Origin of the sequence: Cryobacterium sp. LW097 (genome assembly GCF_002205495.2) — a bacterium.
Taxonomy (GTDB): Bacteria; Actinomycetota; Actinomycetes; order Actinomycetales; family Microbacteriaceae; genus Cryobacterium; species Cryobacterium zongtaii.
The window spans coordinates 1,349,313-1,373,986 of record NZ_CP021992.1; the positions used below are offsets into that span (position 1 = coordinate 1,349,313).

At 61.0% G+C, this 24,674-nt stretch carries 20 protein-coding genes and 1 pseudogene; 9 read left to right on the plus strand and 12 right to left on the minus strand.

What is annotated here, in order from left to right:
- The first annotated feature begins 65 nt into the window (after positions 1-65).
- From B7495_RS06175 to B7495_RS06185, 3 genes are all read left to right on the plus strand, one after another.
- Positions 66-629, plus strand: a complete 564-nt coding sequence (locus B7495_RS06175; RefSeq protein WP_151199550.1) for a hypothetical protein — start codon at positions 66-68, stop codon at positions 627-629.
- Positions 630-972: 343 nt separating this feature from the next.
- The gene (locus tag B7495_RS06180) at positions 973-1,749 is read left to right on the plus strand and encodes a hypothetical protein (protein WP_088455805.1); all 777 of its coding nucleotides are present in this window, start codon (positions 973-975) and stop codon (positions 1,747-1,749) included.
- A 286-nt stretch (positions 1,750-2,035) separates the two neighbouring features.
- Positions 2,036-3,496, plus strand: a complete 1,461-nt coding sequence (locus tag B7495_RS06185) for a P-loop ATPase, Sll1717 family (RefSeq protein WP_088455806.1) — start codon at positions 2,036-2,038, stop codon at positions 3,494-3,496.
- Between the two features lie 342 nt (positions 3,497-3,838).
- On the opposite strand, the gene B7495_RS06190 is transcribed toward B7495_RS06185, so the two are convergent.
- The 7 genes and pseudogenes from B7495_RS06190 to B7495_RS18780 all read right to left on the minus strand — a co-directional run bounded on the left by B7495_RS06190 (position 3,839) and on the right by B7495_RS18780 (position 13,933).
- Positions 3,839-4,408, minus strand: coding sequence for a dihydrofolate reductase family protein (locus B7495_RS06190; protein WP_088455807.1), 570 nt, complete (start codon positions 4,406-4,408; stop codon positions 3,839-3,841).
- Positions 4,409-4,881: 473 nt separating this feature from the next.
- Positions 4,882-5,193 carry a hypothetical protein gene (locus B7495_RS19050; protein ID WP_168195266.1) on the minus strand — a complete coding sequence of 104 codons (312 nt, stop codon included), beginning with the start codon at positions 5,191-5,193 and terminating at the stop codon, positions 4,882-4,884.
- A 38-nt stretch (positions 5,194-5,231) separates the two neighbouring features.
- Positions 5,232-6,044 (minus strand): annotated as a pseudogene (locus B7495_RS19600) (DNA/RNA non-specific endonuclease).
- Positions 6,045-6,572: 528 nt separating this feature from the next.
- Positions 6,573-8,066, minus strand: a complete 1,494-nt coding sequence (locus B7495_RS06200) for a hypothetical protein (RefSeq protein WP_088455808.1) — start codon at positions 8,064-8,066, stop codon at positions 6,573-6,575.
- A gap of 20 nt (positions 8,067-8,086) precedes the next feature.
- Entirely contained in the window at positions 8,087-11,332 is a 3,246-nt protein-coding gene (locus B7495_RS06205; RefSeq protein WP_088455809.1) for a hypothetical protein, read from the minus strand.
- Positions 11,333-12,517: 1,185 nt separating this feature from the next.
- Complete coding sequence (locus tag B7495_RS06210; RefSeq protein ID WP_088455810.1) at positions 12,518-12,919, minus strand: hypothetical protein; 402 nt, start codon at positions 12,917-12,919, stop codon at positions 12,518-12,520.
- 234 nt (positions 12,920-13,153) lie between these two features.
- Positions 13,154-13,933 (minus strand): hypothetical protein, encoded by a 780-nt coding sequence (locus B7495_RS18780; protein WP_151199551.1) that lies wholly within the window; start codon positions 13,931-13,933, stop codon positions 13,154-13,156.
- A 487-nt stretch (positions 13,934-14,420) separates the two neighbouring features.
- Here B7495_RS18780 and B7495_RS18785 point away from each other — a divergent pair, with 487 nt between their 5' ends.
- The 4 genes from B7495_RS18785 to B7495_RS06230 all read left to right on the plus strand — a co-directional run bounded on the left by B7495_RS18785 (position 14,421) and on the right by B7495_RS06230 (position 16,476).
- A complete protein-coding gene (locus B7495_RS18785) occupies positions 14,421-14,627 on the plus strand; it encodes a hypothetical protein (RefSeq protein WP_134480524.1) in 207 nt (68 codons plus the stop codon).
- Positions 14,628-14,983: 356 nt separating this feature from the next.
- Complete coding sequence (locus tag B7495_RS19055) at positions 14,984-15,196, plus strand: hypothetical protein (RefSeq protein ID WP_205748717.1); 213 nt, start codon at positions 14,984-14,986, stop codon at positions 15,194-15,196.
- A 130-nt stretch (positions 15,197-15,326) separates the two neighbouring features.
- Positions 15,327-15,803: a hypothetical protein gene (locus tag B7495_RS18790; protein ID WP_151199552.1), complete on the plus strand. Its 477-nt coding sequence runs from the start codon at positions 15,327-15,329 to the stop codon at positions 15,801-15,803.
- 169 nt (positions 15,804-15,972) lie between these two features.
- Entirely contained in the window at positions 15,973-16,476 is a 504-nt protein-coding gene (locus B7495_RS06230; RefSeq protein WP_088455813.1) for a GNAT family N-acetyltransferase, read from the plus strand.
- Between the two features lie 164 nt (positions 16,477-16,640).
- Here the strand turns inward: B7495_RS06230 and B7495_RS06235 are convergent, their stop codons facing one another.
- Complete coding sequence (locus B7495_RS06235) at positions 16,641-17,021, minus strand: hypothetical protein (protein ID WP_151199553.1); 381 nt, start codon at positions 17,019-17,021, stop codon at positions 16,641-16,643.
- A gap of 928 nt (positions 17,022-17,949) precedes the next feature.
- On the minus strand, positions 17,950-19,851 hold the full coding sequence (locus tag B7495_RS06240; RefSeq protein ID WP_088455815.1) for an ABC transporter ATP-binding protein: 1,902 nt from the start codon (positions 19,849-19,851) through the stop codon (positions 17,950-17,952).
- Positions 19,852-20,284: 433 nt separating this feature from the next.
- Between B7495_RS06240 and B7495_RS06245 the strand changes: the two genes are divergently transcribed.
- Entirely contained in the window at positions 20,285-21,685 is a 1,401-nt protein-coding gene (locus tag B7495_RS06245; protein ID WP_088455816.1) for a sugar porter family MFS transporter, read from the plus strand.
- A gap of 75 nt (positions 21,686-21,760) precedes the next feature.
- Here the strand turns inward: B7495_RS06245 and B7495_RS06250 are convergent, their stop codons facing one another.
- The 3 genes from B7495_RS06250 to B7495_RS06260 form a co-directional block, all read right to left on the minus strand.
- On the minus strand, positions 21,761-22,390 hold the full coding sequence (locus tag B7495_RS06250) for a hypothetical protein (protein WP_151199554.1): 630 nt from the start codon (positions 22,388-22,390) through the stop codon (positions 21,761-21,763).
- 405 nt (positions 22,391-22,795) lie between these two features.
- Positions 22,796-23,257 (minus strand): ATP-binding protein, encoded by a 462-nt coding sequence (locus B7495_RS06255; RefSeq protein WP_198415674.1) that lies wholly within the window; start codon positions 23,255-23,257, stop codon positions 22,796-22,798.
- A 56-nt stretch (positions 23,258-23,313) separates the two neighbouring features.
- Positions 23,314-24,171 carry a pentapeptide repeat-containing protein gene (locus tag B7495_RS06260; protein WP_088455818.1) on the minus strand — a complete coding sequence of 286 codons (858 nt, stop codon included), beginning with the start codon at positions 24,169-24,171 and terminating at the stop codon, positions 23,314-23,316.
- A 302-nt stretch (positions 24,172-24,473) separates the two neighbouring features.
- On the opposite strand from B7495_RS06260, the gene B7495_RS06265 reads away from it, so the two are divergent.
- Positions 24,474-24,671, plus strand: a complete 198-nt coding sequence (locus tag B7495_RS06265; protein ID WP_088457937.1) for a helix-turn-helix transcriptional regulator — start codon at positions 24,474-24,476, stop codon at positions 24,669-24,671.
- Positions 24,672-24,674 lie beyond the last annotated feature (3 nt).

The following is a 24,674-nucleotide window of genomic DNA, read 5'->3' on the forward strand; positions in this document are numbered from 1 at the left end:
CTGCACGGTGCTGACTATGAAGCTGACTCGCCAGTTTGTGTCTTGGGAGCGGCTACCCTCTGGACATGGCCAAACAGCAGGGCAAGACGCACTTACCCGGAGAACTCTTGCAGCACTTTCTGGCCACTACGGTTGACTACGCAGACTTCTCTGCCACCCTTCCTCTTCCGACGAAGCTCATTTTTGATCAGCCACCTATTGATCGATGGACAGTCGTTGCCCATGCGATGATGCTCCGTAAGTACTTCTCGGGGTACTACAAGGACCAGCGGCAAGGTGATCCGCTAAACCTCAATGCCGTTATTCGTGCACTCCGCGAAAGCATCGTCGATCCCGAAATTTCAGATGAGACTTGGCAAGGGATGGAGGAGAACGTCAAGCGGTTAGAATCCCACACCCGCTACAGGATTAATGGCGTGGACAAGCCCGAACTCAAGATTGTCGAGGATGAGCTGTACGGGCGCTACCTGCATGGTGAAGCCCACAGATGGCGGCATCAGGTCGTCAGTCGTCACGGCGTCGACAGTGCGCTTTGGTCTATGACTCACAACCGAGCCAATCGCGTCCAGAGCGTAGAGCTTCTAGTCAGGGTGAAAATCGAGAACGGCTTGCTCCGTTTTGAGGACTGAGGTTCCTGTCATCTCGAGTGCTGAACAGAGCGAGGACCTCCCCAGAGAGCGCCAGGCCGCGGGCCGTCGTCGCTACCGAGGTCGGGGTGTTCTCTGCTGGCGACGGCGAGAGCAGCAAGGTTCGTTCTGCCCTAATCACCGCTGCCGATAAAGCGGCGGAACACATACGCGCCGCAGTCGTTTCTTGCGCTGCCGAGCGATCGGAATGCTTGCTCAGAGCTCATAGCCGCAGGTACCGGTCTATTTCCAACGCAGCGATTCGTGCGATCAACAATTCCGATTAGGAGTGAATTGCCCAACCGTCGAAGAAAACCCACAGCCTTCTTGCCGATACGGTCGGGTAATGACTAACCCCGTATCTTGGTGGCTCAAGTTTGACCGCGCCCAGGACCACCTCCGAGTCGCCGAGGGTATGGTCGCCGCTGCGACCGTCGAGCGGGCGATTCGGATCGAGAAGTCCCAGTCGGAGGGTGGTACCTGGGAGTACACCGTCCACCATGATGCGACCATCGACCCCGCGTTTCCCGCAGTCGTAGGTGACTTCCTGTTCAACTTGCGTTCGGCGCTTGACCACATCGCCGCCTTCAACCGGCTGGAGCCAACATGGAAGACTCCCTTTCCGCTGTTCCACGAGCCCATTGGCGGGCCGGCAATTTCGGGCGAGCCGAAAAGATTTCGGCGCTATCGCGATACGTGGGAGCAGGTCCGAGCGAACACTCCACCTGCCGTCTTCAAAGTAATGAACGACGCACAGCCTTTCAACGCCCGGGCCGGGCTCGTTCCTGCCGATACTGCGCTTGCCGTCCTCAACGAATTGCAGAACCGGGACAAGCACGCCAGCCTCGCTGTTGTCATATCCGGGATCAAGGACATTGCATGTTGGGTCGAAGTGCCCAACGGTAGGCGCCCAATTCCGGACCCGCACTTACCTCCGGGGATGTTCCCGAACGGGGCGAATATCTTCAGTCACCATCAAAGTCTGGATATTCGCTGCCGGGGCCGAATCGCATTGTCCATCGCCGCAGGGCCGACGGCGGGGAACAGGCCCCTGCCAGATAGCTTTGGAGACATGGCGGGCGATGTCGAGGCGCTGCTTACAGCAATTGACTCGGTTATGTAACGAGCTCACGGGATGGTCGGTTTGCAACACTGGATAGCCGCCGCTTGATCGAACAATTCCGGCCTGGATCCTGAATACGTCCCCGTTTCTCGGTAAGTGGGGGCGCAGGCGGTCATGTAATTTGTTCTAGAAGGAGAGATTGGTTGTGTGCCGAAATTTGACGCTCAACAGGCATTAATTGTCGAATCTCATCAAGGGTGGGCGTGTCGCCACTATGTTTAGCTCATGCCTGCTCACGACATCCAGCAGGTGGGAATCGGAGCACAACGAAGTTGAAGGAGACGGCGTGCAGTCTGGCCTGGCGATCGTGAAAGATTTCGGGGGAACCGATGCTGACGGCGATGAGTTGCTAACAACATGCTTCGAGTCCCATCCCGCCTATCTAGAGGTTAGGGCACACAGAAAGAATCTGGTTAGGGGGCGCAAGGGCGCAGGCAAGACAGCCATCTTCAAACGCCTATTGCAGGATGCAGGACCGTTGGTGTTTGCGTCGGGCTATAGCTTTGAGGATTACCCTTGGCACCACCACTCATTTCAGGAGGAAGTCGGGGTTCCGGCTGAGCGGCGATATGTCCATAGCTGGAGGTACCTCATCCTTCTTGGCCTGACTCAGATCGTCCTCAAGGCCGCTCGAGAGTCCTATTGGTCAGAGTCTGAAGCGGTCTGGAAAGCCCTCACCTCCCTCGAAAGCTTCATGATCGACTCGTACGGGTCAATCTCTCCTGGCTTGAATGAATTGTTCAACCCGAGAAGCCGAATCAAAATAACGGGTGGCGTCAACCTTGGGGTTTTCAATCTCAACGCCGAAAAAGTTCCTATGGATCAGTTCCCGGCGCATGTACAAGCGGTAAATGCACAAATTGAACGCGATCTGTTCGCCGCGATGGATCCTAACGCGGAGTACTTCGTGTGTTTCGACCAACTTGATCACGGTTTTTCAACAGCCGACCCCAGCTACAACGATCGAATCGCCGGGCTGCTAATTGCGTCGCGCGGTCTGTTCCGCAGTGCCAAGGACAGAGGTATCCAATTCAACCCCGTCGTGTTCTTGCGCGACGACATATTCGAATCCCTAAGCTTCGAAGATCGGAACCGCATTAGAGCCGACTCGTACCTCCTCGAGTGGCTACCGGAGTCTGACGGCGTGAGTCTCAAGACTTTGATGGAAAGCCGCTTCAGTGAGGTCCTCGGAACTGATGAGAGGCCCGACGTTAAGTGGGAAGACGTTTTCGACGAGCACGAACGAATGACGGGCAACCAGACGAAGCTCGCACACATCGCGGACCGAACCTATCTTCGCCCCCGGGACATGATCGAGTTCTGCAACCAGATCCTAGTTAGTCACAAGTCGCAGTCGCAGGAACAGAATTTCATCACTAATGCCGACATCACTGATGCACGAGTCTCGTACTCGCCGTACTTGCTCGACGAGATGGATGATGAAATCAGCAAACACGTTCCCGCCTATAAGCAACACCTCAAGGTGATTGAGAGCATCGGATCCGAGACCTTTACCTATGACGATTTCGCTGAAGGTCTGCAAATGCGTCGCCCCGGGGACACCGTTAGCGAGGTCTTAGCGGCACTGTTCCAGTTTTCTGTCATTGGATTTCTTCGGCCCGGGGGCGCGGGCGGTGGTTCGTCCTGGGTGTGGCGATATAAAGATTCGCGAGCGACTCTAGATCCCCACGCCGTCACCTTCCGAACCCATCGGGGCCTCAAGGAGACATTGGGTCTCCGCCGGTAGAACTCTTCCTGCCACTGCCCCCCCCCCGCCACCGAGGCCGGGGCGGGCAGCGGAGCACGATGACGCGGTGGGTCGCTGGTGGGCGCCGGCTAGGGCGGCCGGGCCTAAGCCTTGATCCCGGATCTGGCGCGTGAGTGTCTAAACCGCCTATCGAAGTCGACTTCTATCAGCGTCAACGCCCGAGGTGCGGGAGCTCTTTGAGCCGAGCGGTAACGCAGCTGATAGTTAGGTCGAATGGGCTGGGCCCGGGTCGTTGCCACTCCTGGGCGTGCTCGGGCCGGCCAGATCACCGGGCGGATGGCCTTGCAATGGTCATTAGTACAGCTACCCCTCGTAGCCCCTTCAAACTGCAACTTGCACGGGTCGATATCGCACGGCGACTGCCCCCGACCGGAACTCATGGCGGTCCATGGGTCCGAGTTGGATGCGCTCACGCAGACCGGCAAGTAACGTCGGTCCGTGTCCGGCAATTACCGGTTGCACAAGGAACTCGTACTCGTCGATCAGTCCCAGATTTGCCAACGCCAGGGGGAGTGTCACGCCACCGACCCACAGGCCCTCGCCTGGCTCTTGTTTGAGATGCTGAACCGCTTGTGCCAGGTCGCCTTGCACCAGTTCGGCATTCCAATCGACCTCGCTCAATGTGCTCGAAACGACGTATTTCTTCGCCCGGTCAATGGTCTCGGCGAACGGTTTCTGCCATTCCTCCATCCAGTCCGGCCATCTGCCTGTGGCCGGCTTCTGCCACGCCGACGCCATCATCTCGTAGGTGACTCGGCCGAACAGCAGGGCATCGGCTCGCCCCAGCTGAGCGGCCCAGTAGCGCATCGACTCTTCGTCCGGGGGGAGTCCTGCCTCATGATGGCAGCAACCGTCGAGCGTGACGTTGATGGAGTATCGGAGTGGTCTCATCTCATGAATCTCCTTTGACGCGCACCCCGCGTTTGTCGGACCGTTCTCAAATGGTTGACGGGGGTGTTTCGGATCGACGCACTAATTCGCGCTCAGTGTATAGCGCAGCCCGCGACGCGAACCAGCGCGCGACCGATCACCATCATTGTCCGTCTTCGATCACTCGCGGCGGCATTCGGGGGAGAGGTCGGGAGGGCCCAAGCGGTCGCTCAAGGCGGTTCACAAGTCCATCATTTACCCATCTAATTCATCTCTATTTGACCCAAAACGATGGGCTACAATCAGAGGCAGCGAATCGCCTGGTTCCCTGTAAACACAAGGGAATCCGAGGGTTTTCGGACACATTCGGTAACGACCAAATTAAGGCCAGAACCTTCAGCCGGTCGCTGGTTCAAACTCCGTCGCCCCGATCATGGGATTGTCGCGGGGCAGGTCGGCGTCTAGCTGGCGCACAGCTCCGCTGGGTGCCAGATCTATTTCTTCATCCCGGCAGTGTCGGTCGGATTCTTCTTGATTGACAGCGGCCGCCCCGGGTCTATGGGTTCAATCTGACAGACCAGGGTCGCGGGAATCACGGCGATGAATCGAGCGCGGGTAGCCTCGGGAGGCAGCGCGTACGTGGCGCGCAGGACCAGACGTGAGCTCAGTCGGGGAGTTGAACCTGATCGGAAGAACGAAGCCGCGAGCTTCTGCGGCGAGCTAGGCCGGCAGGCGATCCGGCCGGGGTACGAGGCGCACTTCTGATATTTCAGGCAGCTCAACCCATAGTTCTCGATGGCCGGCATCGTCTCGAATTGTGGCCAGGGGCGCCAGAGCATCGGCCTCAGCTAGAACGGTCAGGTTCAGACCGGTGAGAACCGCAATGTCCACGATGGGCACCTGGTAGGTCCGGTATGGACCCAGGGGCGGGGGGAGTGCCGTCGATGAGAGCTCGACGGCCGGCATCGTCAAGGTCGATATCGGCCAGCTGGGGGCTTTGGTCTAGAACGAACGCGGCGGATCGAAGGACGGTGGAACCGTTCATCGTGGTGGTCCACGCGGCGATCTTCCAGAAGGATTGCGGGAGCCCGATGCCGCGGTAGACAGGATCCTCAATGGAGAGCACGGGGGCGGTGAAGACGCTGATGCGGTTCTCGTTGGTGCGTGCGTAGGTGAGGACATGGTCCTCAAGTCCTAGCCAGAGCTCTTTCGACTGGTTGAATGCCCCGGCTTGCGGGGCGGCGTTGGTGCAGGCGAAGGTGTCAGCGTTGGCCTGCTGGGCGGTTGCGGCGTCGCCTCAGACCGGGTCTCGGCGCCGGGCGAGATGTCCGCGGTCTAGGTCGTTCTTTGCGTAGACAGCCTCTCCGGTCTGTTCGTTGGTGGGGATGCGCGAGTCGAAGTGCCAGTCATCACAGCGGTCGACGTCGACGAGCTGGCCCCGTCGATGTTGACACCGGTCGCGATGGCAAGACGCCGGACGGGCTCCAGAAGGACGGTGAAGTGTGTGTAGGGCAGTTCGCGAGTGATGGTGCCCTTGTGCGGCGCGGGAAGCTGCAGCGGCAACTCGAGGAAATTGTCGTCGTACCCAGCGGGAGAGATCGTCGCAGCGTTCATGCCGACAGCTAAGCAGTCGCAGCCGACATTTGGGCGTCGACAAGGTGTCTCATAACTAACGATGGGTACCGAAATTTCCGCCGAAGGTTATGCGACGTAGTTGTAAGACTCGGCCGGTCCCGGGATCTGGACGATTTTAGAAGAAGCCCAGATCACGGCTTTGAGACGTCTTATATCCGTAGGGTTTCGAGACACAGCAAGATGACGGCCTCAAGCGGGTGCGTATGACGCCCGGTCATCGGGCTTAAAGTCGGGACAGCCAAACGGACACCGTCACAATCCGGCGCGCTCAGAACCGCGAGCTTCCCGGGGAGCGCCCGTAGGAGGTCCGACTTGTGCGACCGAGCTCGCTGGCTGGTGCTGATTGTTGGCCGTTATGCCCGACTGACGGCGATAGCCGGTCGGCGGCGCCGCAGACAACGGTGACGGCACCGCGAGGAGCGGACCCGCGAAACAGCTATGAGCAACCCGCCGAGGCGGGCGACGCTCGACTCTAGACAAGCGGTCCCGCTCCAGCCGAACAGCCCGTCCTGCGGTAACTAACCAGCGCATAACAGGAACCAGTCACGTATCAGCTGTAGAAGCGCGAGATGGCGAGCTTGGCGTATTCGCTGACGATCTTGCTCAGGGTCGATGAGACGGTGCGCTTGATCCAGACGAGGTCCTGCGGCCGTAGCATCGGCAGCTCCATCATCACGGACTCGAGCGCCGACATGAAGGCATCGGAGAAGTCCTTGGTCAGCTCCTCGGCTAGAGCCTTGGTTCCGCGATTCGCAGTGTGGGCACCCGAGTAGATCCAGCGCCCGATCAGCTCACGGGCGAGCACGAGCGCGAAGTAGCTATGGAAGCGTTCCACCTGCATTGGGGTCACGCCGTCCTTGAGCAACATGACGAAGCTCACCTTGGCTCGGGCCCTCTCGATCTCGAGTCCGAGATGTGATGCGTCCAGCAGCTGGCGGATCATGGCAAGCAGCGCGTTCTTGCTCGGTGTCGAGCCCTGTGTTCCCGCGCCCGCGACGAAGGCTTTGGCGACGAGTGAGGACGTGACACTGCGCAGGTATTCCCTGTTGACGACGGAGCTGATCAGGTCGATGTTCTTTGTCTGCCGGTCGATTGTCTTGAGGGCCTTCAACATCTCGACGATATCTTGGGGTATGCGTGCCCACTTGCTTGCCTTTCGCAGGCGTTCCGCGGTGCGCCGGACGTGCCGGGCTCGCTCGACGAGGCTGTCGAGCCGCTTCTCGATCTCCAGTGCCCGCTCGAGTTTGGACACGACCTTCAGCTTGGTGAGCCGCTTGCCCCACCGGAGAACCTTTGAGGCCCCACCGGTTGCGAGGCCGAGGGTGACGTCCACGGCGAAGTCCCAGGGGCTGTCCCACCCCACGATCGCCCAGACCTTTCCGCCGAGGCTCAGCTCTCCTTCCGCCTTCGCCGCCTGCGCAGCTGCATGGAGCTGCTGAGCCGCCACGTAGCTGGCGCTGGCATCGACAGCGCTGAGGGAGACCCCTCTGAGCTTGATGGCTCCGAAACGGAGCGGCGAGTAGTCATCGGAGTTCAGGCAGTGCTCGGCCGCCACAACCTCGACGCGCAGAGCGATCTGGTTCAGTCCGATCTGGCACTTGTTGAACATCCCGAGGTTGAACTCGTCAAGTACCTCAGGGGGCACTTCCTTGGGCAGCCACTTGTAGCGAATTCGTTCGGAAGACCACGTGAGCCGCAGAAGCCATGCGTACTTGTCGGTCATGATGTCCTGGAGCAGGGACGCCAGGTCGGCCTCGAGCTCGTGGCGCGTGCACTGGTCGCTCTCGATCAAGGCGTTCTCAGCCGCGTCCAGCTCCTCGGCAGAGACGAGGAGCTCCTCGATCTCGATGGGCTCGAAGTCGTTCTTGGACGGGAAGCCCATGTCGTCGATCTGCTCGCACGTGTCTGCCAGCCAGGCGATCGACTCCGTGCGCAACTCTGACTCGCGCGCGTTGTTGGCGGTGGTGAGGGACGCGAGTCGTAACTGTGCACGGTCGTAGGCTCGCTGCACGAGCTCCCTGTCGCGTGAGGTGAGATGAACCATGGTCGAGCCCGGACTCCGACCTAGCCCACAATCATGCTGTCGTCTTGCGCGAGGTGGACCAGCGTCGTCGGTACCTGCACCAGCCACGGCGGCCCGACGAACTTGACGCCGATCGCGAACCTCAGGGCAGGCGCATTGTCCCCCTCATACTTCGCGGACAAGGTGACCGTCTGGTTCGCCACGTCGACCTTGCTTATGCGGTGGTAGGTCAGCGCGAAGAGGATCTCCCGATCGGTGTCGTCCTCGATGAAGTCTGTGCCGGTGCCGACCACGTTCGCGGAGCCCTTAGTGACCTGGATGGTTCCCGGCCGGAACTCGAAGTCGGCGCCGAGTGACTCCTTGATCTCGTTGATGAGCGAGAGCAGGGGTGGTGGACCCCCCGCTGGCTCCTCGAGCAGCGGCGCGTCCTTCTCGGACCAGGGCTCTCCGCCCGCCTGCAAGTAGTTCAGCACTACCAGGTCGAAGCCGGGTCTGATGGGCACCCACACACGAGCGAAGCCTGCTTGCAGGAACTGCGCGAACAAGGTGTCCACGTCTGTCTGGTGGAGCGCTGATACCCAGCCTGACTTCGCGGCCCAGAAATACGGGTAGAAAAGGTAAGTCATGTGCTTCCACTCGAGCGCCTGCTCGAAGAAGCGCACGAACCTGCCTTCGGCACTCGCGTCCTCCAGGTTGATCTGGGGAATCCCAGTGAGATAGTGGCGCTCCATGGCATTGAACGAGTCGTACTGCTGACCCGTTAGCAGCGTGATCGCGAACTTCTTCAGCTCGCGCCGCTCGATCTCCCGATTGAAGGCAGGGTTGCGGCCCTCGATCGCCATCAACGTGCGTGGGAGGTCTTCCTCGAGCGAGGTCTCGTACTCGCGAAGCAGGGCGAGGTATGCCTGCTGGATCGCAGCAAAGGTGTCCAGTTGCCACCTCTCGAAAGCCTGCTGGGTGCGCTCGCACAGGACCGTGTAGTGGATGGCGACGCTCATCGGCAGTGTCGTGTGGCCGACAAGCGAGACCTTGACCGCCTGGTCGTCGGCGACGGAGGGGTCGGCCGGCAACGACCCCGCCAGGTCGCCGACGGCGTACGACCCGAACTGCTGCTCAACGGCCGATAGTGGCTGACCCCACTCGATGACCTGGAGGAGGTCTGGCCACGTGTCGGTGCCACCCGGGGTCTTGCCGATCTCGTTCTTGTAGTAGCTGAATACGGTCTTGCTACCGATGGTCACCATCGCATGGATGATGTCGTCGTGCTCATCCCCGTTGGTAACTCCGCTGTGGGAATTGCCTCCCGCGATCCTGTAGGTCACGTCTCTGGGCGCGTAGCCGACAGGAACCTTGAAGCTGTCGTTGACCTCGGCGAACGTGATCGGGTTCTCGTCAGTGGTGTCCACCTTGAACTTCAAGAGGTCTGAGACCCGCACGAAGCGAGGTTGAGGCGGATCGACATCGGCAACGTTGTACCTGGCGACGAAGCACAGGTAGTTCTCCGGCCGCAGGTCCGTTGGTCGCAGCGGCTGGAACTCGCCGTTGCGGCAGAAGCCCGGCCTCTCTGGTCGCTCATTAGCCATCGAGCGGGACGGCACGACCTGTGCGTATCGGTAGAACGCGGCCGGGTCGGGCACCATGAACTCCAGCATCGTGCGCTGGCCGTAGTTTACGACCTGCGCCTCGTAGAACTTGTCGACCCAGCGATAGACGCCGACGACGCGACCCGTGCCCTTCCTGTTGTTCAGTTCGTGCTCGTTGATCACCTCGAGCTCGGTGATGTCGTTGCGGCTGCGCCGGCTCAGCACGCGCTCCCTGATGCTGTGGACGGATCGGCTGACAACGTCGCGCGCGTACGTCGAGGCCGACTGTCGACTCTCCGACGTGCTAGTCGAGTTCGCGAAGCTGCCGTGGGCCTCGACCTCGACCGGTCCATACGACGCGGTGACGGTCACACCTGCCTCCGCCTTCTTGTCCTCCTGGATCGTCCGCGACGACGCACTTTGGAGCTCGTACTTGTCGGTGGTCTGCAGCTCCTCCTCGACGTTCTCCTCATGCTCGGTCTCTGAAAAGAAGGTGGTCTCGGTGCGATCGAGTTTTCGGTGCCTCTTCGCCTTCATCTCGCCCTTGAGCACGTTCTCAATGTGAGCGATCTCGCCAGCGCGGTACTCCGCCAGTCGTTGACGCACGATCAGCAAGTCCTGGACACCGACGACCTCGACCGCTCCTCGCGTCGCGGGTTCAAAGTCGTTGGCGGCCCCTTGCGCGGGGCGGCGCGGGTCTGGCTTGCACTCGCCACAAACCGCGAAGGATGTGAGATCCCCCTGCACGACGAGGTCATCGAAGTTGGCAACCTCCTGGCCGAGCAGGAGGTTCCGCTTCTCAAGGAGCGTGACGGCATGAGCCACGTCCACCCGGTCGACATTTAGACGCAGGTCATTCGACAGCACAGCTTGGGTCGCGGGCGAGAGACTGCTCCGCGGTATCACCGATGCCGCCGCGCGGACCTTCGGACTCCCGTTGTCGCCGGTCAGGTCGGTGAAGTGGTGCCGAGACAGCTTTGAGGTCAACTCGTCGATCACCTTGGCGTTGATCGCCATTCGGTCGACCGCCTTCTGGGCCTTGCCCTTGCGATCGGCTCCCGCCTTCTCCCGGAGCTTCCGCTCGGCCTCGTTGGAGTCCGCCTCCGTCGAGTCCGTGGGCAGCGGGAAGATGGAGCGCGGCAGGAGCACGGTGGCCCGCAGCAAGCGACGAACATTCTGGTCGTCGACCTGCGAGCCGGCGGCGGCGAGGAGGTTGACCAATTCGACCGCACGCAACCCCTGCACCAGACGGCTCCGCAGTCCGGGAACTAGAGGGTCGACCACGCTCGCAAGGATCAAGGAGTCAGCGATCGTCACACGATCTTTGCTCAACGAGAGCAGGGAGACGGCACTCACCGCCGCGACGCCGAACGAGGCAGTGATGGTGTCGCTGACATCCTGGGCTAGAGGTCGGTCCAGCGCAGCCAGTCGGTCCGCGAGGTCCAGCACCGGCGTGCTGAGTTTCTCGAGGTGGCTCATGAAGGTCGGTGCGCCAAGCCGCCTGGCAGCGTAGGCGCGGATTGTTACCCGGTCCGCTCCACCGGCGATCAACTTCAGCAGGCCCTTATACTCCGGATGTGTCTGCTCATCGCCGGAGACCACGGTCTTGATGGCGACGGATGTCATATGCTTCGCGTCCAGCGGTCTGGGGTTGCGTACGACCGCGAAGCGGAAGATCTCCTCGGGAGGAGGTTGACCGGCCATGAGGCCTCCCTAGATGCGCCACGCACGGCAGTCGGACGCCCAGGAGGTGCGCCAAGCCGTCTGTGCGCTCCAAGCAGTCTGCTGTGCGCTGCGAACGGTGTCAAGGGTCCCTCGAGACACACAAGGCTATCCGTGAGTTCCTGGCCAATCGAGGTTCATTTCCATCCCGCACCCCCCAGGGATCCGCGCAGTGCCGCAAACTCCTCGTCATCAGCCTGCGGAATGGAAAGGACCACTTCTGCCCCACCAACCCTCATCGGGTACAAAGCCTGCTTACGACGGACAAGGTCGAGCAACGCGCATATGACTCGCGTGCACCTCTCGCGAACGCTGCTCTCGCGAGTCGACTCTAGAGTCGGTCGCTGCGGTCCATTGTGGACGCCTCCTGCCGGCGCCGAGAGCGAGGAGCGTGGATGCCTGCGAGTGGTAGAAGGCTCGACCGTCCGCTGAAAGTTCCCGTTGAGGGTTCCATTTACGGGCAACGCTGAGACCTGGGCACCCGCGCAGCTCCCGTTGCAATCCGATTCATAGGTGAGGTGTCTCGTAACCTCAGTGTGTCGAAACCCATGGGATACGAGACACTTCAGATCGATCCTGTGCACGTCGTGAGCAGCAGGTGACTTGTCTCGTATCCGGACCTACGAGACAACAGGATGCCGGGCCCGACATCGTGCGTTTGATTCCCACGATGCCGCCGTGGCTGGCGGCATTTTGAGATGGTTGCTAGCGGCACCAGAGGCAGCACGACGAAGCGCAGCGAGCCGGCCCAGTCGACGGCTACAGCATCGCTCGCTGTTGGCTACTCCAAAGGCGCAGTCGTTCCCACCGATGAATTTGGGTTACCAGAGTTCGAGGAAGCCTATGCGGTGCTCCATGGTTGCCATCTTGGACAGCGCTAACCAAGGCGGTGGTGGCCTGCGAATAAACGGCCTGACGATTATCCGTTGGATGAATACAATCAGATTCACATCAAACCACCCAAGACAAGCCCCCAATGTGGCCCTGGTTTTCCAGAACAATACGACCCATGCAATGCAGGCAAGTGGAACGACTATCCAAAGAAGTACCGTGCGTATGACCACAACCAGTACTTGCACTGGTATTTTCACTTCACTCACTAGAAGCCTCCCAATCAATCCATCCAGTGGTCGTCCCCGTGAGCGAGACACCCGCTATGCCCGTGAGTCATTTTGATCGATTGACGGCGGCAAACCAGGCGGATAGTGGTCGAGCCGTGATGAGTATCAGGATGCCGAACAGCGTCTGACAGAGTACGCCAAAGAGTGAAAGGCCTCCGATCGTGGCGTAAACCGTGGCATTCACGCCAACGTCGACGACGATGACGACAACACCGAGGACGACGCCAGCCTGTTTCTGGAGCAATATGAGAACGACGACAAGCGGATCTAAAACCGTCAGCAAGATCCAGAACAGGCGAAGAGGATCGGGGAAGGACGAATAGGCGTTTGTGCCACCCAGCAGGAGATCGACGGTGTGCGTGCTGGTGCCAATCAGGTAGCCAACAATCCAGAGCGCCTGAAGAATGCGGGCCGAACCAGTACCGCGGGAAGATTCAGTGTCGTTCATCCGCGCCTGCTCCTCACGACGATGCCTCCACGCGCGCTCATGTCCTCAACCTACCTGCTCCGTTGCGCCAGGATCGCTCGGATTTTGCCTAGGCTGCAGGGTCAAATGCGCCCAGGTCTGGTCAGAGTCTTCATGCTCCATCGGAGGGCTCCTTGAGAGCCCGACGTCGCCTAACCTCCGTGTATCGAAACATATAAGATTCGAGACGGATCGCTCTGGCTATGTCGGGTTGGACTATTCGGGCTGGTACTTCATCGGGGCGAGGATCTGGTCACACCCTTGGTCCGCTAACGACTGTTGAACAAGTGGCGCTTTCTCGTCAGAGACGAAGATGTCGTTTCCAAAGTCAGATGCCGGGAGAGCAACGTTGAATGAGTAGACGTCTGTCAGCGCAAAGAGTGCGTTTGTGCAGGCTTCAGACCCCTCGGGCAGTGGCCCTGAAAAGTTGGTCCTGACCGTGCTTCGGAATGTGGGGCCGCTGGCACCCGCATACTCGTCCAAGTCACCAATCATCACAGTCGACGTGCTCCGGATGAACCCGGCAACGTTGACAAGCGCGTCAGCGGAAATAAGTGCCGAACCAGGCGTTGTCGTAGCTGATGGTGACACCAACAGGTTCACGGAGCTGTATCCGTCATCATCATTCAGTTCGCCACCTTGCCACGGCGCTTGGAGCGATACGGCCGCGAAAAGTCCGGTCTCCATGGCCGTTTTAGCCAAGTCGAGACGAGCATCGTTCGCCTCGTTGATCAGACTGAGACCGATGGACTTCTCTCCGCTTTGCAATCGGATATGGATGCGGGTGTCGTCACAGATGCACGCTAATACTGGCCGCCGCAAGTGGCAGGCCCTCCTTCTAACGACCACCACAGTGGTCGCTCTTGTTCTTGGGGCGAGTTCTGCGGCCAATGCCGCACCGCAAACACCTCCGCCGACGCCTGTCGTCTCGGGTGGGACGCCGGTCACCTTGACCGTCCAGGACGAAACGGACATCGCTGCTGTGATCGGATCCACCGACACCGAAGCCTTCGTATTTGACGCGGCTGCCGCCGCCCAGGGTGGTGCGACTCCCCAAAGCATCGCGGACTACGCTGCTGTCCTCGAGTCCGACGGATGGACAGTGGTCGGCACTGTCAAGGCTGCACCCTCGGCTGGATCAGAGCGCGTCGCGGCCCTGGCAGCAAAAGCTGCTCGGGTAAAAACGGTTACAACGGCCGCTACGTTCCATGGGGCTTTCAATTCGGGGCGAACAGCTGCAACACGACCAAGCTCATAGCAGCTGCCGGACTTGGGGTAGCCGGAGTTGGAGCCGTGACTGCAGCCCTCGTGGTGATCGGGGCGGGGGCTGCCGCGGTACCGATCGGAGGGCTTGTTGCCGCTGTGATTACTTTCGGAGGAGCAGCCATCGCCACTTGCCAGGCTTTCAGTAGTAACGGTGGGATCTGGTTGAACGTCGGTGGCTCTCCGGCCGCGAGTTGTTGGGGTCAGTAGGCTGAATCACATGACTACTCGTCGGATCGTCATTGTTCTTGCTGGTGGCGCTCTGCTGTTCGCAATTGCCACTGCCGCGGTCGCCCTATCGGTATTTTTCGCTGGCGGCGTCGTGGATACCGTACGAACAAACCTCGTGGTGCTGCTCGCTCTGTTCACAACGCTGCTGAGCCTTGCCGCGCTCATCGTTCGCCGCAGAGAGAAATCACACTTGTAGCTGAAAGCAGGGGTGACTCGCCCGTTCAGGGGCAGTCACCCCACTCGGCCACGCATGGGTGTTGTATTCATGGAGGCTTTGAGTTGCGCCCCCTACCTGTGCGACTAGAAGGAACTGACTGTCACTCCGGCTGGGCTGAGGAACCTCGATGGAATAGACAAGCCTGTCCTCGAAGGAGGAGCGTGTCGCCAGGCAGTGCGTGCCGACGAGTCTGACACCGCTCTACGCCGTCGGACGGCTTCGTGCTCATAGGGGCTGCTTTGGCTTGCTGGTGACGGTAAAGGGTGGCGCGGCTCCATCCGCCCAGTTGCGCTGCGTCCTTGCCGGTGCGGCGTTTGCTCGGGCTTCTGCTGAGAGTGGAGCTTGTCGGCGATCACGACCGGATCGGACAGCGGACGACCGAAGCGCGTCCCGGTCAGCACAAGATTCGATGGATCGCCTACATCCTCGTGGGAATGCTGGTCGTTCGGGCCCTTTTCGACCTCTTCAACGGTGAGATCGGTCGGGGCGTGGGTATGTTCATCGCCGCAGCAGTGATCTTCGGTTGCCAGCGTTTGCTCGAACCGTAAGACGATCCACTGCCTGACGTGTCAGTCATCGTGCGACTTAGGTGACGTGGTTGACTAAGCCCGGAGGCCGCCCCGACGTTCAAGATCGTCGCAGCGTTGTGCCTTATGGCTTTGGGGAGGAATGGGTGTTGTGGTAACAGACGAGGTGACCGTGGGGTGTTATCCGCGTGATGACGTCTTATGGGTGAAAGATGGCAAGGTGCGGGAAGGTTGCGCAACGATATTGATCCGCCAGCCTGACGGGACTCTCAAGCGCGTTGGCGAAGTTACATTGGGGAATTTGAGCGTTCTGCGTCCTGATGTGGAAGTCGGTGGCGAGTTCGTCATTGAGCTACGCGCCCGCTTCGAGTCGGAGATATTTGACCGCCGGGTGACCTTCGTCGCCAGTGGTGACGAGACTAGGGATATCTTCGTATCGGCAGTCGGGCCTGGTGCGCACGCTGAACCGAAGGCCGGCCTGCTGAGACGGACGCGGTACTCAGGCTTCGAGTTTGGTGTGCTGGTAGGGGCTGCGACGACAGAGCAGGGTACCCGGATCAGCGACAGGTCAGGCCCGCTCGTTGAGCATGGACCCGGCGATGGCGTAGCAGTCGCTCCTGCTGCCTAAAACCGGCAGTAGTCGTTTCGAGGTGGCAGAAGCGGGTGAATCTGATCGCGACGTGGCGGGGCTTTGCGATCGCTCGGTGGGCGTACGTGCCCGAAAGTTGATGGACTCACGTACAGCGATAGACTGCTGACATCGAAACCTCCACCCCGCCGGGTGGAGGTTTTTCTGTATGACCACTCCACCGAATTCCTTTTGCGCCCTCGCTGCAGGCGAGGAGCACCGCCCCCTGCTCGAACGACTCTGGACAATGTTCCGGCACGACATGTCCGCGTACTCGGGAGCGCTTCCTGACAACGAAGGGCGCTTTCGCCAAGAACGCCTCGACGCAGCGTTAACCGAGCCGGGCTGGGGTGCGTACCTGTTCTGGCTAGGTTCGGCACCCGTGGGGCTGGCAGTAGTGCGCGGGCTCGATACCAACGAACGGGTCATCAGCAGCTTCTTCATCGTTCACGGCGCGCGGCGCTCAGGAGTTGGCCGAGCCGCCGTGAAACACGTCACGGGGCTGCAGCCGGGACCCTGGTCAGTCGCGTTCCAGGACAGCAACAAGGTGGCAGCTCAGTTTTGGCCCACTGTGGCCGCTGAGGCCGACGATCACTGGACGCTCGAACGTCGCGAGGTGCCTGGGTATCCCGCCCTTCCCGCTGATTCCTGGGCTCGCTTCGGTGTCCGATAGTCGATCCTTTAGCGGGCGCCTAGCCTCGGTGAGTTCAACACCCCATGGTCGCGCTACGTCTCGCGGGCATCGCTCCGACAGACACCTGGGTGGCAGCGTCTGCCGCTGTCCTCATGGGATATGAGTCAGACGAAGTTACGCGACACCCGCGCGGCTCCGTGCGTCTACCGCGCGGGGAAGGTTCCCTCGTAGTCTTGCCAAGTCCAAGCGAGAGCTTCCATCGCCCGCCGTTGACTTTCTATGGGGGCGTCATGACCCGCGAAGTCCATGACGATGAAGTTGACGACGAAGCCGTCTTCCAGCGTCGCGGCATACTCGGCGGCTCTCTCACGACTGCCGAATCGGAGGTACGACGCTTCATCGGTCGTGAAGGCTTCGAGGCAGTCAACTGGTGCACCACATTCATCCGCGGTGACGTCCTGAGGATTGGTCGTGGAATCTGTTTCGTACTCAGCATTCACCACCGCCTCAATGGTGAGCGCGCTTTGGTTGTCGATGAGCGCGCACCCTGCCAGCGCAGCTCCGACGAGGAGGAGAGACGGCACTGCGAGCAGTGTGCGACACGACATGCCCTCAGTATGCCGTGCTGCTCGGCTGTTACGCATGAGAGACGAGACTCGCGTATCGAGACAGATTTCACCGTCGATGACGTCCTGACTGACGGGTAGACGCACAGCGCGGGGCAGCCGGCTGTCGTCGAACCCGCGGCGACCGGTCCGATGTCGACGACTCATTGCCGCTGGCCTCGGGATTCTCGTAGGCTGCTAGCGTTTCGATTTCGATCTCAGGGGGAACGAATGAGCGTCTGGCTAGTCATCGGCTTTGTCGCCTTGATCGCGTCTGTTCTCGTCGCTCTGGCGCCGACGGTTGACGTGCACAGTGCCACTGCTCTTGGCTGGCTTGCTCATGACTTCGGGCCGGGCGATAGAGAGAGCCAGGCAACCGCGCGGAAGACAGCTTTTAGAGTGGGGTTGCCCCTCGCGGTGCTGTCGGCTGTGGTGACGTTCACTGGCCTGGTCGTTTCAGGTGGCGCATCATGGTCGGGGGTTACGTCGCTCGTCGGGCTCCTGCTCGTTGGCGCGTCACTCCTAGCTGGATCACTAGCGGGCAGGCATTCCATGCGGCAGAAACGTGACCGTGCCGAAGCGAGGTGACTTCGAAGCGCGAGTGGCTCTCACCGTGGTTGGCCTGCACTTACTCGGTCACATGCGGCGGCATGTGGGGGAGACGTAGAAGAGAGCTCGTGATGGCGCTCCAAGCGGGTCCGCAAGTCCATCATTTACCCATCTAATTCATCTCGATTTGACCCGAAACGTTGGCCTACAATTGGAGACAGCGAACCGCCCGGTTCCCTGTAAATACAAGGGAATCCGCGAGTATCCGGACAATTTCGGCTTCAACCGAATTAAGGCTGTAGCCTTCAGGGGGTCGCTGGTTCAAAAGAAGCAAGTGCATGGCTCGGGTGCTCAGCGACTAGGTCCGGCTCAACGCTTCCTCATCGGCCGCAACATTCTTCTGCACGGCGAACTGGGTCCGGTGCAATTCCTCGTACCGCCCACCCACAGCCAGCAGTTCCTCGTGCGTACCGCGCTCCACGATCGAGCCGTCCTCAACCACGAGGATCAGGTCCGCGCTGCGGATGGTGGAGAGGCGGTGCGCGATCACCATCGCCGTCCGTCCCTCGAGCGCCTCGCTGAGCGCCGCCTGCACGGCGGCCTCAGACGTCGAGTCCAGCGCCGCTGTCGCCTCGTCGAGGATGACGACGCGCGGCTGGGCGAGCAGGAGCCTCGCGATGGTCATCCGCTGGCGCTCACCCCCGGACAGTCGGTAGCCACGCTCTCCGACCATGGTGTCCAGCTGGTCCGGCAGGGACCGGATGAGCGGCTCGAGCCGCGCACGGCGGACCGCGTCCCACACCTCGTCGTCGGACGCCTCCGGCCTCGCGAGGCGCAGGTTGGAGAGGATGGTCTCGTGGAACAGGTGGCCGTCCTGCGTCACCATGCCCAGGGTGTGCCGCATGGAGGCGAAGGTGACATCGCGGACATCCGTCCCCGCGAGGCGCACGGCGCCGCTGTCGACGTCATACAGGCGCGAGAGGAGCTGCGCAATTGTGGACTTGCCGGCACCGGACGTACCAACGAGGGCAACGGTCTGCCCCGGCTCGATCCTGAAGGACACGCCGTGCAGCACCTCCTCGCCGCCGCGGGTGTCCAGCGTGGCAACCTCCTCGAGAGAGGCGAGGGACACTTTGTCCGCGGACGGGTAGGCGAAGCGGACGTTGTCGAACTCGACGGACACCTGGCCTTCGGGGACGCCGACGGCGTCGGGGTTCTCCTTGATGAGTGGGTCGAGGTCCAGCACCTCGAAGACGCGCTCGAAGCTGACCACCGCGCTCATGATTTCCACCCGTGCGTTTGCGAGGCTGGTGAGCGGCGCGTAGAGGCGGGTGAGGAGGAGCGCCAGGGTGACCACGTCACCGGTATTCAGCTGGCCGGCGAGTGCGAGGGAGCCGCCGAGCCCATACACGAGCGCGAGGGCGAGAGCGGAGACGAGCATCAGTGCGGTGAAGAAGACGAACTGCAGCATCGCGGTCCGGACCCCGATGTCGCGGACACGGGCGGCGCGGACGCGAAACTCCTCGGCCTCCTCGTCGGGCCGGCCGAACAGCTTGACGAGGGTGGCACCGGGCGCCGAGAAGCGCTCGGTCATCTGCGTACTCATGGCGGAATTGTGATCGGCGGCCTCGCGGCGCAGCGCGGCGAGGCGGCTGCCCATGCGGCGCGCGGGTACCAGGAAGATGGGGAGCATGATCACGGCGAGAACCGTCACGAGCCAGGACGTGCTGAGCATGACGATCAGGGTGAGGATCAGCGCCACGAGGTTCGTGACCACGCCGGACAGTGTGCCGCTGAAGGCCTGCTGAGCGCCGATCACATCGTTGTTGAGGCGGCTCACGAGGGCGCCCGTCCGCGTGCGGGTGAAGAACGCGATCGGCATCTTCTGCACGTGGTTGAAGACGGCAGTGCGGAGGTCCAGGATCACGCCTTCGCCGATCCGCGCCGAGTACCAGCGCGTCACGAGTGACACGGCGGCGTCGGCCACGGCCACGAGGGCGATGACGACGGCGAGCCAAACGATCGTGCTGACCGCACCCTGGGCGACGATGACGTCGACCACCTGGCCGGCGAGTACCGGCGTCGCGACCGCGAGGAACGCTCCCACGGTGGAGAGGGTGATGAAGATCAGCAGCTTGGACCGGTAGGGGACCGCGAACGTCAGGATCCGCCGAACGGACTCACGGGAGAAACCGTGCTTGCCGTCCCTGGCGGTAGAGATCTTGTACAGCGAGCTCCAGGCCGCGCCTTCCATGCTCATTGAGGGTTCCTTCCGTGGGCAACAGTCCAGCTTAGATGGCGGCTTGCCCGAGCTTTGCGTGTTGGTGGGCGATGCCATCGCTGCGGGTGATGACCAGCCGGCGGGTGACGAACCAGCGCCTCGACCCAAGCCGGTCAACGTCACGATGCCGAAATTTTGTGAGCTAGGCTACAAAACAGCTTGATGTTAGCGCTCACTTTGGGTCTGAGAGCCCACCTGTGTTGCATCCAAGTCCCATAGCCGGGAAGGCATGCGTCAGAGTGGACAGCTGCGATCGAGAATAACTCAGCACATTGCAATGTGCCGCGCTCCATGTCATCGCCGAGGACGCGCTCATTCGCACGACGGCATTGGCCCGAGACGACCGTCCCGGCCAGCCATCCTTCCTAGTGATCACCAGGGGCTGAAACCAGTTCCTCACTCGGAGTGAATCATGGACAATGAAAAAAAGATCGACAGCAAATTCATATACTTCTTCGGATCGTTCGGAGGCATCCTTTTCGGCTACGACATCGGAGTCATGACTGGAGCTCTGCCGTTCCTGCAAAGTGACTGGGGCCTTGACGATGCCGCCATCATCGGTTGGGTAACCTCTGGCGTAATGTTCGGCGCCATCTTTGGTGGCGCTCTGGCCGGACAGCTTTCCGATCGATTCGGACGGCGCAAGATGATTCTCGCCGCAGCGGTTGTCTTCATGCTCGGATCCATTCTCTGCGGCCTAGCGCCGCCGGATGGCGTCACCTATCTGGTCATCGCCAGAATTTTCTTGGGCCTGGCGGTCGGCGCGGCCTCCGCATCGGTTCCCGCGTACATGTCCGAGCTTGCACCCGCGCGGCTGCGTGGACGCTTGTCCGGCCTGAATCAGACAATGATCGTCTCCGGCATGCTGATCTCATACATCTTGGATTTCTCCCTGAAGGATCTGCCCGAAGCGTGGGCGTGGCGAGTGATGCTCGCGACGGCCGCGGTGCCGGCTGTGATTCTGTACTTGGGCGTGTTGCGGTTGCCCGAATCGCCGCGGTTTCTGGTGAAAGTCGGCAAGGAAGACGAGGCAGCCACGGTGCTTCGCTACATTCGCCGCCCCGACGAGGTCGATGCCGAGCTCAGATCGATCAAGGAAACGGCTCAAGTCGAGAAGCGGACGGCAGGCAACACCTCACTGGCAACGTTGTTCGACAGCAAGTACCGGTATCTCGTCATTGCGGGGGTCGGTGTCGCCGCGTTCCAGCAGCTCCAAGGTGCCAACGCGATCTTCTATTACATCCCTTTGATCGTGGAAAAAGCCACCGGCAATTCGGCAAGTTCGGCGCTGCTGTGGCCCATCATCCAGGGCGTGATCCTCGTGCTCGGCTCCTTGCTGTTCCTGGTGATCGCGGACAAGTTCAACCGACGCCTGTTGCTGACCGTGGGCGGCACGATCATGGGTGTGTCCTTCCTTCTGCCCGCGATACTCAATACCGTGATGGAGGACGCGAACCCGATGATGATCGTGGTGTTCTTGAGCATCTACGTGGCCGCCTATTCGTTCACGTGGGCCCCACTCACCTGGGTGATCGTTGGAGAGATCTTCCCAATGGCGATTCGCGGCAGGGCCTCTGGTATCGCATCGTCCTTCAATTGGATCGGATCGTTCGCTGTCGGTCTCTTGTTCCCGATCATGACCGCATTGATGAGCCAGGACGCGGTGTTCGCGATCTTCGGTGCCATCTGCATTCTTGGTGTCATCTTCATCCGGACTCGTGTTCCCGAAACTCGTGGCCGCACGCTGGAGGACATCGAAACCAAAAGTATTCCGACCCAGAATGTTTTCGCTTCTCAGGAGAGGAGCCGGTGAATCAGGTGACTCAGGTCAGCCACGATTCGCGGTCGGCGGAGCCCGCGAGAGTGCGGTAACGCACGGCGCGGGCCTTCATACTGCATCCGCGTTCGCTCGCGCCGGATCGTTGCGGATCGGGGCGCGATCGAACATCTGCCACTCGTATTCGAAGAGGTAGTTGTGACTGTTGCCGCCCAGGTTCCATCGCTCGTTCGAGAACGACACCTTGATGAAGGATCGGTTGTCTCCTGGAGCTGGGATCTCAGGCGCCGTATGGATGACGGACGAGTCCAGGCGCATGAGCACCCGGTCGCCGTAGGTCACCAGGCGGATGTCGTCGTTGCTGCGGACCTGCTCCTCGAACTGTTCGGTCGAGCGGACGTGGTCGTCGCTGATCTGCTCGAATGGCCCCTCGGCGAACACGGTTGGGAAACGGTCAGTCCAGACGTAGTTGATGTCGGATTTGCCGAACGCGTCGGAGTGCCAGCCGGGTCGGTTCAGCGGGTTGCCCGGGGTGGCCCACCCGCGGCGCGCGGTGAGATAGATGTAGTCCCACCGATTGTTCCGCTCCTCCTCGATCGCGATCGCGCGTGCGATCATCTCCGATGCGAACCCTAGCCGGCGGGGAACGCGCACGTCCCAGACCCCGTTCCCTTCCGGCATCCGGATCGGGAGATACATGTAGTGCATGTACTCCTCGAACTCCGGCTCGAAAACCCCCACGATCTCAGGAGGGTGTCCGTACACGTTCACAGGACGCCTCCGTGCTCACGTGGCGCTCGCACCCGTCCACCATTCGCCGTCCCACACTCAACCTCCCGGCCGGGTTCCTCGCTTCGTACGTACCAGCCAGCGCGAATCTCCATGCACCAAGACTGGCAGAGGCCGATGGCTTCATAGCGACTCCGACCATCCCCGCTTCAGGGGGTGGGCCGCCTATGATCGGTGGACTAGACCAGGCGCACCCGACAGCACACTGCGCGCTGCCAGAACGGGCTTGCTGGCAACCCCTCGGCCCGCGTTGGGAGAAGGCGCTGCTCACACTCGAACACTGATCGTCATGACGACGCGGCCTAGCTACCGTGGTCTGTGAGAAGGAAGTCACAAGTGCGCTTAATTCCCCCTCGACTATGTGCTGACGGTCAAGGGCCCCTCATCAGGGGTGGGGATCTCGAAGTTATCGAAGTAGGCGGCCGCCAAATGATCGGGCAGCTGAACGTCATTCGCTTCTTGTCCCGCTCGAGCACAGACACGAGCCAGGACCACACTTCGTGGCGTCGCGAAATAGAACGTCTCCGGCTCGACACTCAACGGACGGATGATGGCACGGTATTCCTCGCGCATGCGCCGCGACCAAAAGGAATAATCCAGCACCACATCTGAGCGGGTCATCACGAGGTCGAGAAGCTTCTGCACCAGGTGGCTTTCGATCTCGCGCCTGACATCCTCGGCCAAGGGTTGGGAACGAATTCCCAGGCGCCAAGCCTCCTCGTCGAAGGACAGCCGTGACATGCCGCCGGACTCTAGTTGGCGAGCAACCGTGGACTTGCCCGACCCAGCCGGGCCACACATGAAGATGACACGGGTCATGCCGTCGATCCTATGTCGTCCACCCCACTCCTCAGAGGCGCAATACGTCCGAGCGCCTAGGCGAGCCAGTGCCGCGGCCGATTGAGGACAGCCGGCAGGACGGTAGTGTCGTCGCCCTGAGCTGCATCGACTTGTAATTGTGTGAGAAACAGAGCACTCGATAGGTCCGCACCCTCGAGCCGCGCGTCGCGCAAATCCGCACCGAGCAAGTCGACCCCCGCCAGATCGCCTCGTCGAAGATCCGCGGCGATGAGGTAGGCGCCGCGGAGATCAGCTCCGCACAGACGAATCGATCGCAAGTCGCGGCCGACCAGGTCCGCTGACGGATGCAGGTCGTCGCTCACGTCGGCTTCGGCACCGGCGGCATAGCCGCCGCGCGCCTCCTCGCTCACATCGATCAACGCTTGCCGGACCTCTAAGCGAATCCGATCGACATCAGTCGCGAGTATCTCTGACGCATCGCCGTCCAGGGTTCGCAGGATTTCGCGTCGAAGTTGGGCCACCGGCCCTGAGAGCTCCGAGGCGGTTGCCCGTTCGGCGGCTTCGGCGAGGTACCAAAGCATCTCGTGCAGCTGCCGGACGACGGCAAAAGTACTGAACATCTCGGCGCTCGTGTCGGTGCGTTCCCTCCAGCTTGTTCCGCCAAACAGTTTCTGCGACACGTATTGGCCCGCACCGAAGCAATCGAATACGGTGCACCCGCGAAAGCCTCGTGCTCTCAAGGAGTGGTGGATGGAGCAGGAAAAATCGTCTGCCAAATTCAGGCACGGGGTTCCCGCCGGCTTGTTGATCGGAAAGTCGGCGGACCTTTGAAAGCCGAAAGCTGTGCAGCAAAGTGCGAAGCAATCAGCGCAATTCGCGCGGAGGGTTGAGCGGTCGTCAGTGCTCGCGTCGGAAGAGTCGGTGGACGTCATGAGTGAACGGTCTTTCTAAGGTGGTTTCGAGAGGGGGCCAGGGTGCAGGGGAACTCCGCAAGGAGCTCCCCTTCCGGGCGCACGAAATCACCGTCCCTCGTTCGAGGAGCGAACTGGTGTCGCTGAAAGGTCTCTGGGTCACAGAGAGAAAGAAAGTATCACTGAGGACAGGCTAACGCGTTGCGCCCTTGGCGGAGACGCGGACGCCGGTAAGCCGATCGTCCATGACGGGCTGCTGCATCGAATGGGGACATATGACAAGCCCGCTTGACACAAACCAGATAGTAAAGCACGCTTGTCATATGGAATCCCAGGTAAGAGCAAGGCGTCAAGCCGCTGGCCTCTCCCAGGCCGCCCTTGGCGAAGCCTTGGGGGTTTCTCGTCAGACCATCAACGCCATCGAAACAGGGCGTTACGATCCGTCGCTAAGTCTTGCCGTTCGCGTAGCCCGTTTCTTCGAGTCCACCGTTGAGGAAGTGTTCCACATTGAATCCCACTAAGCG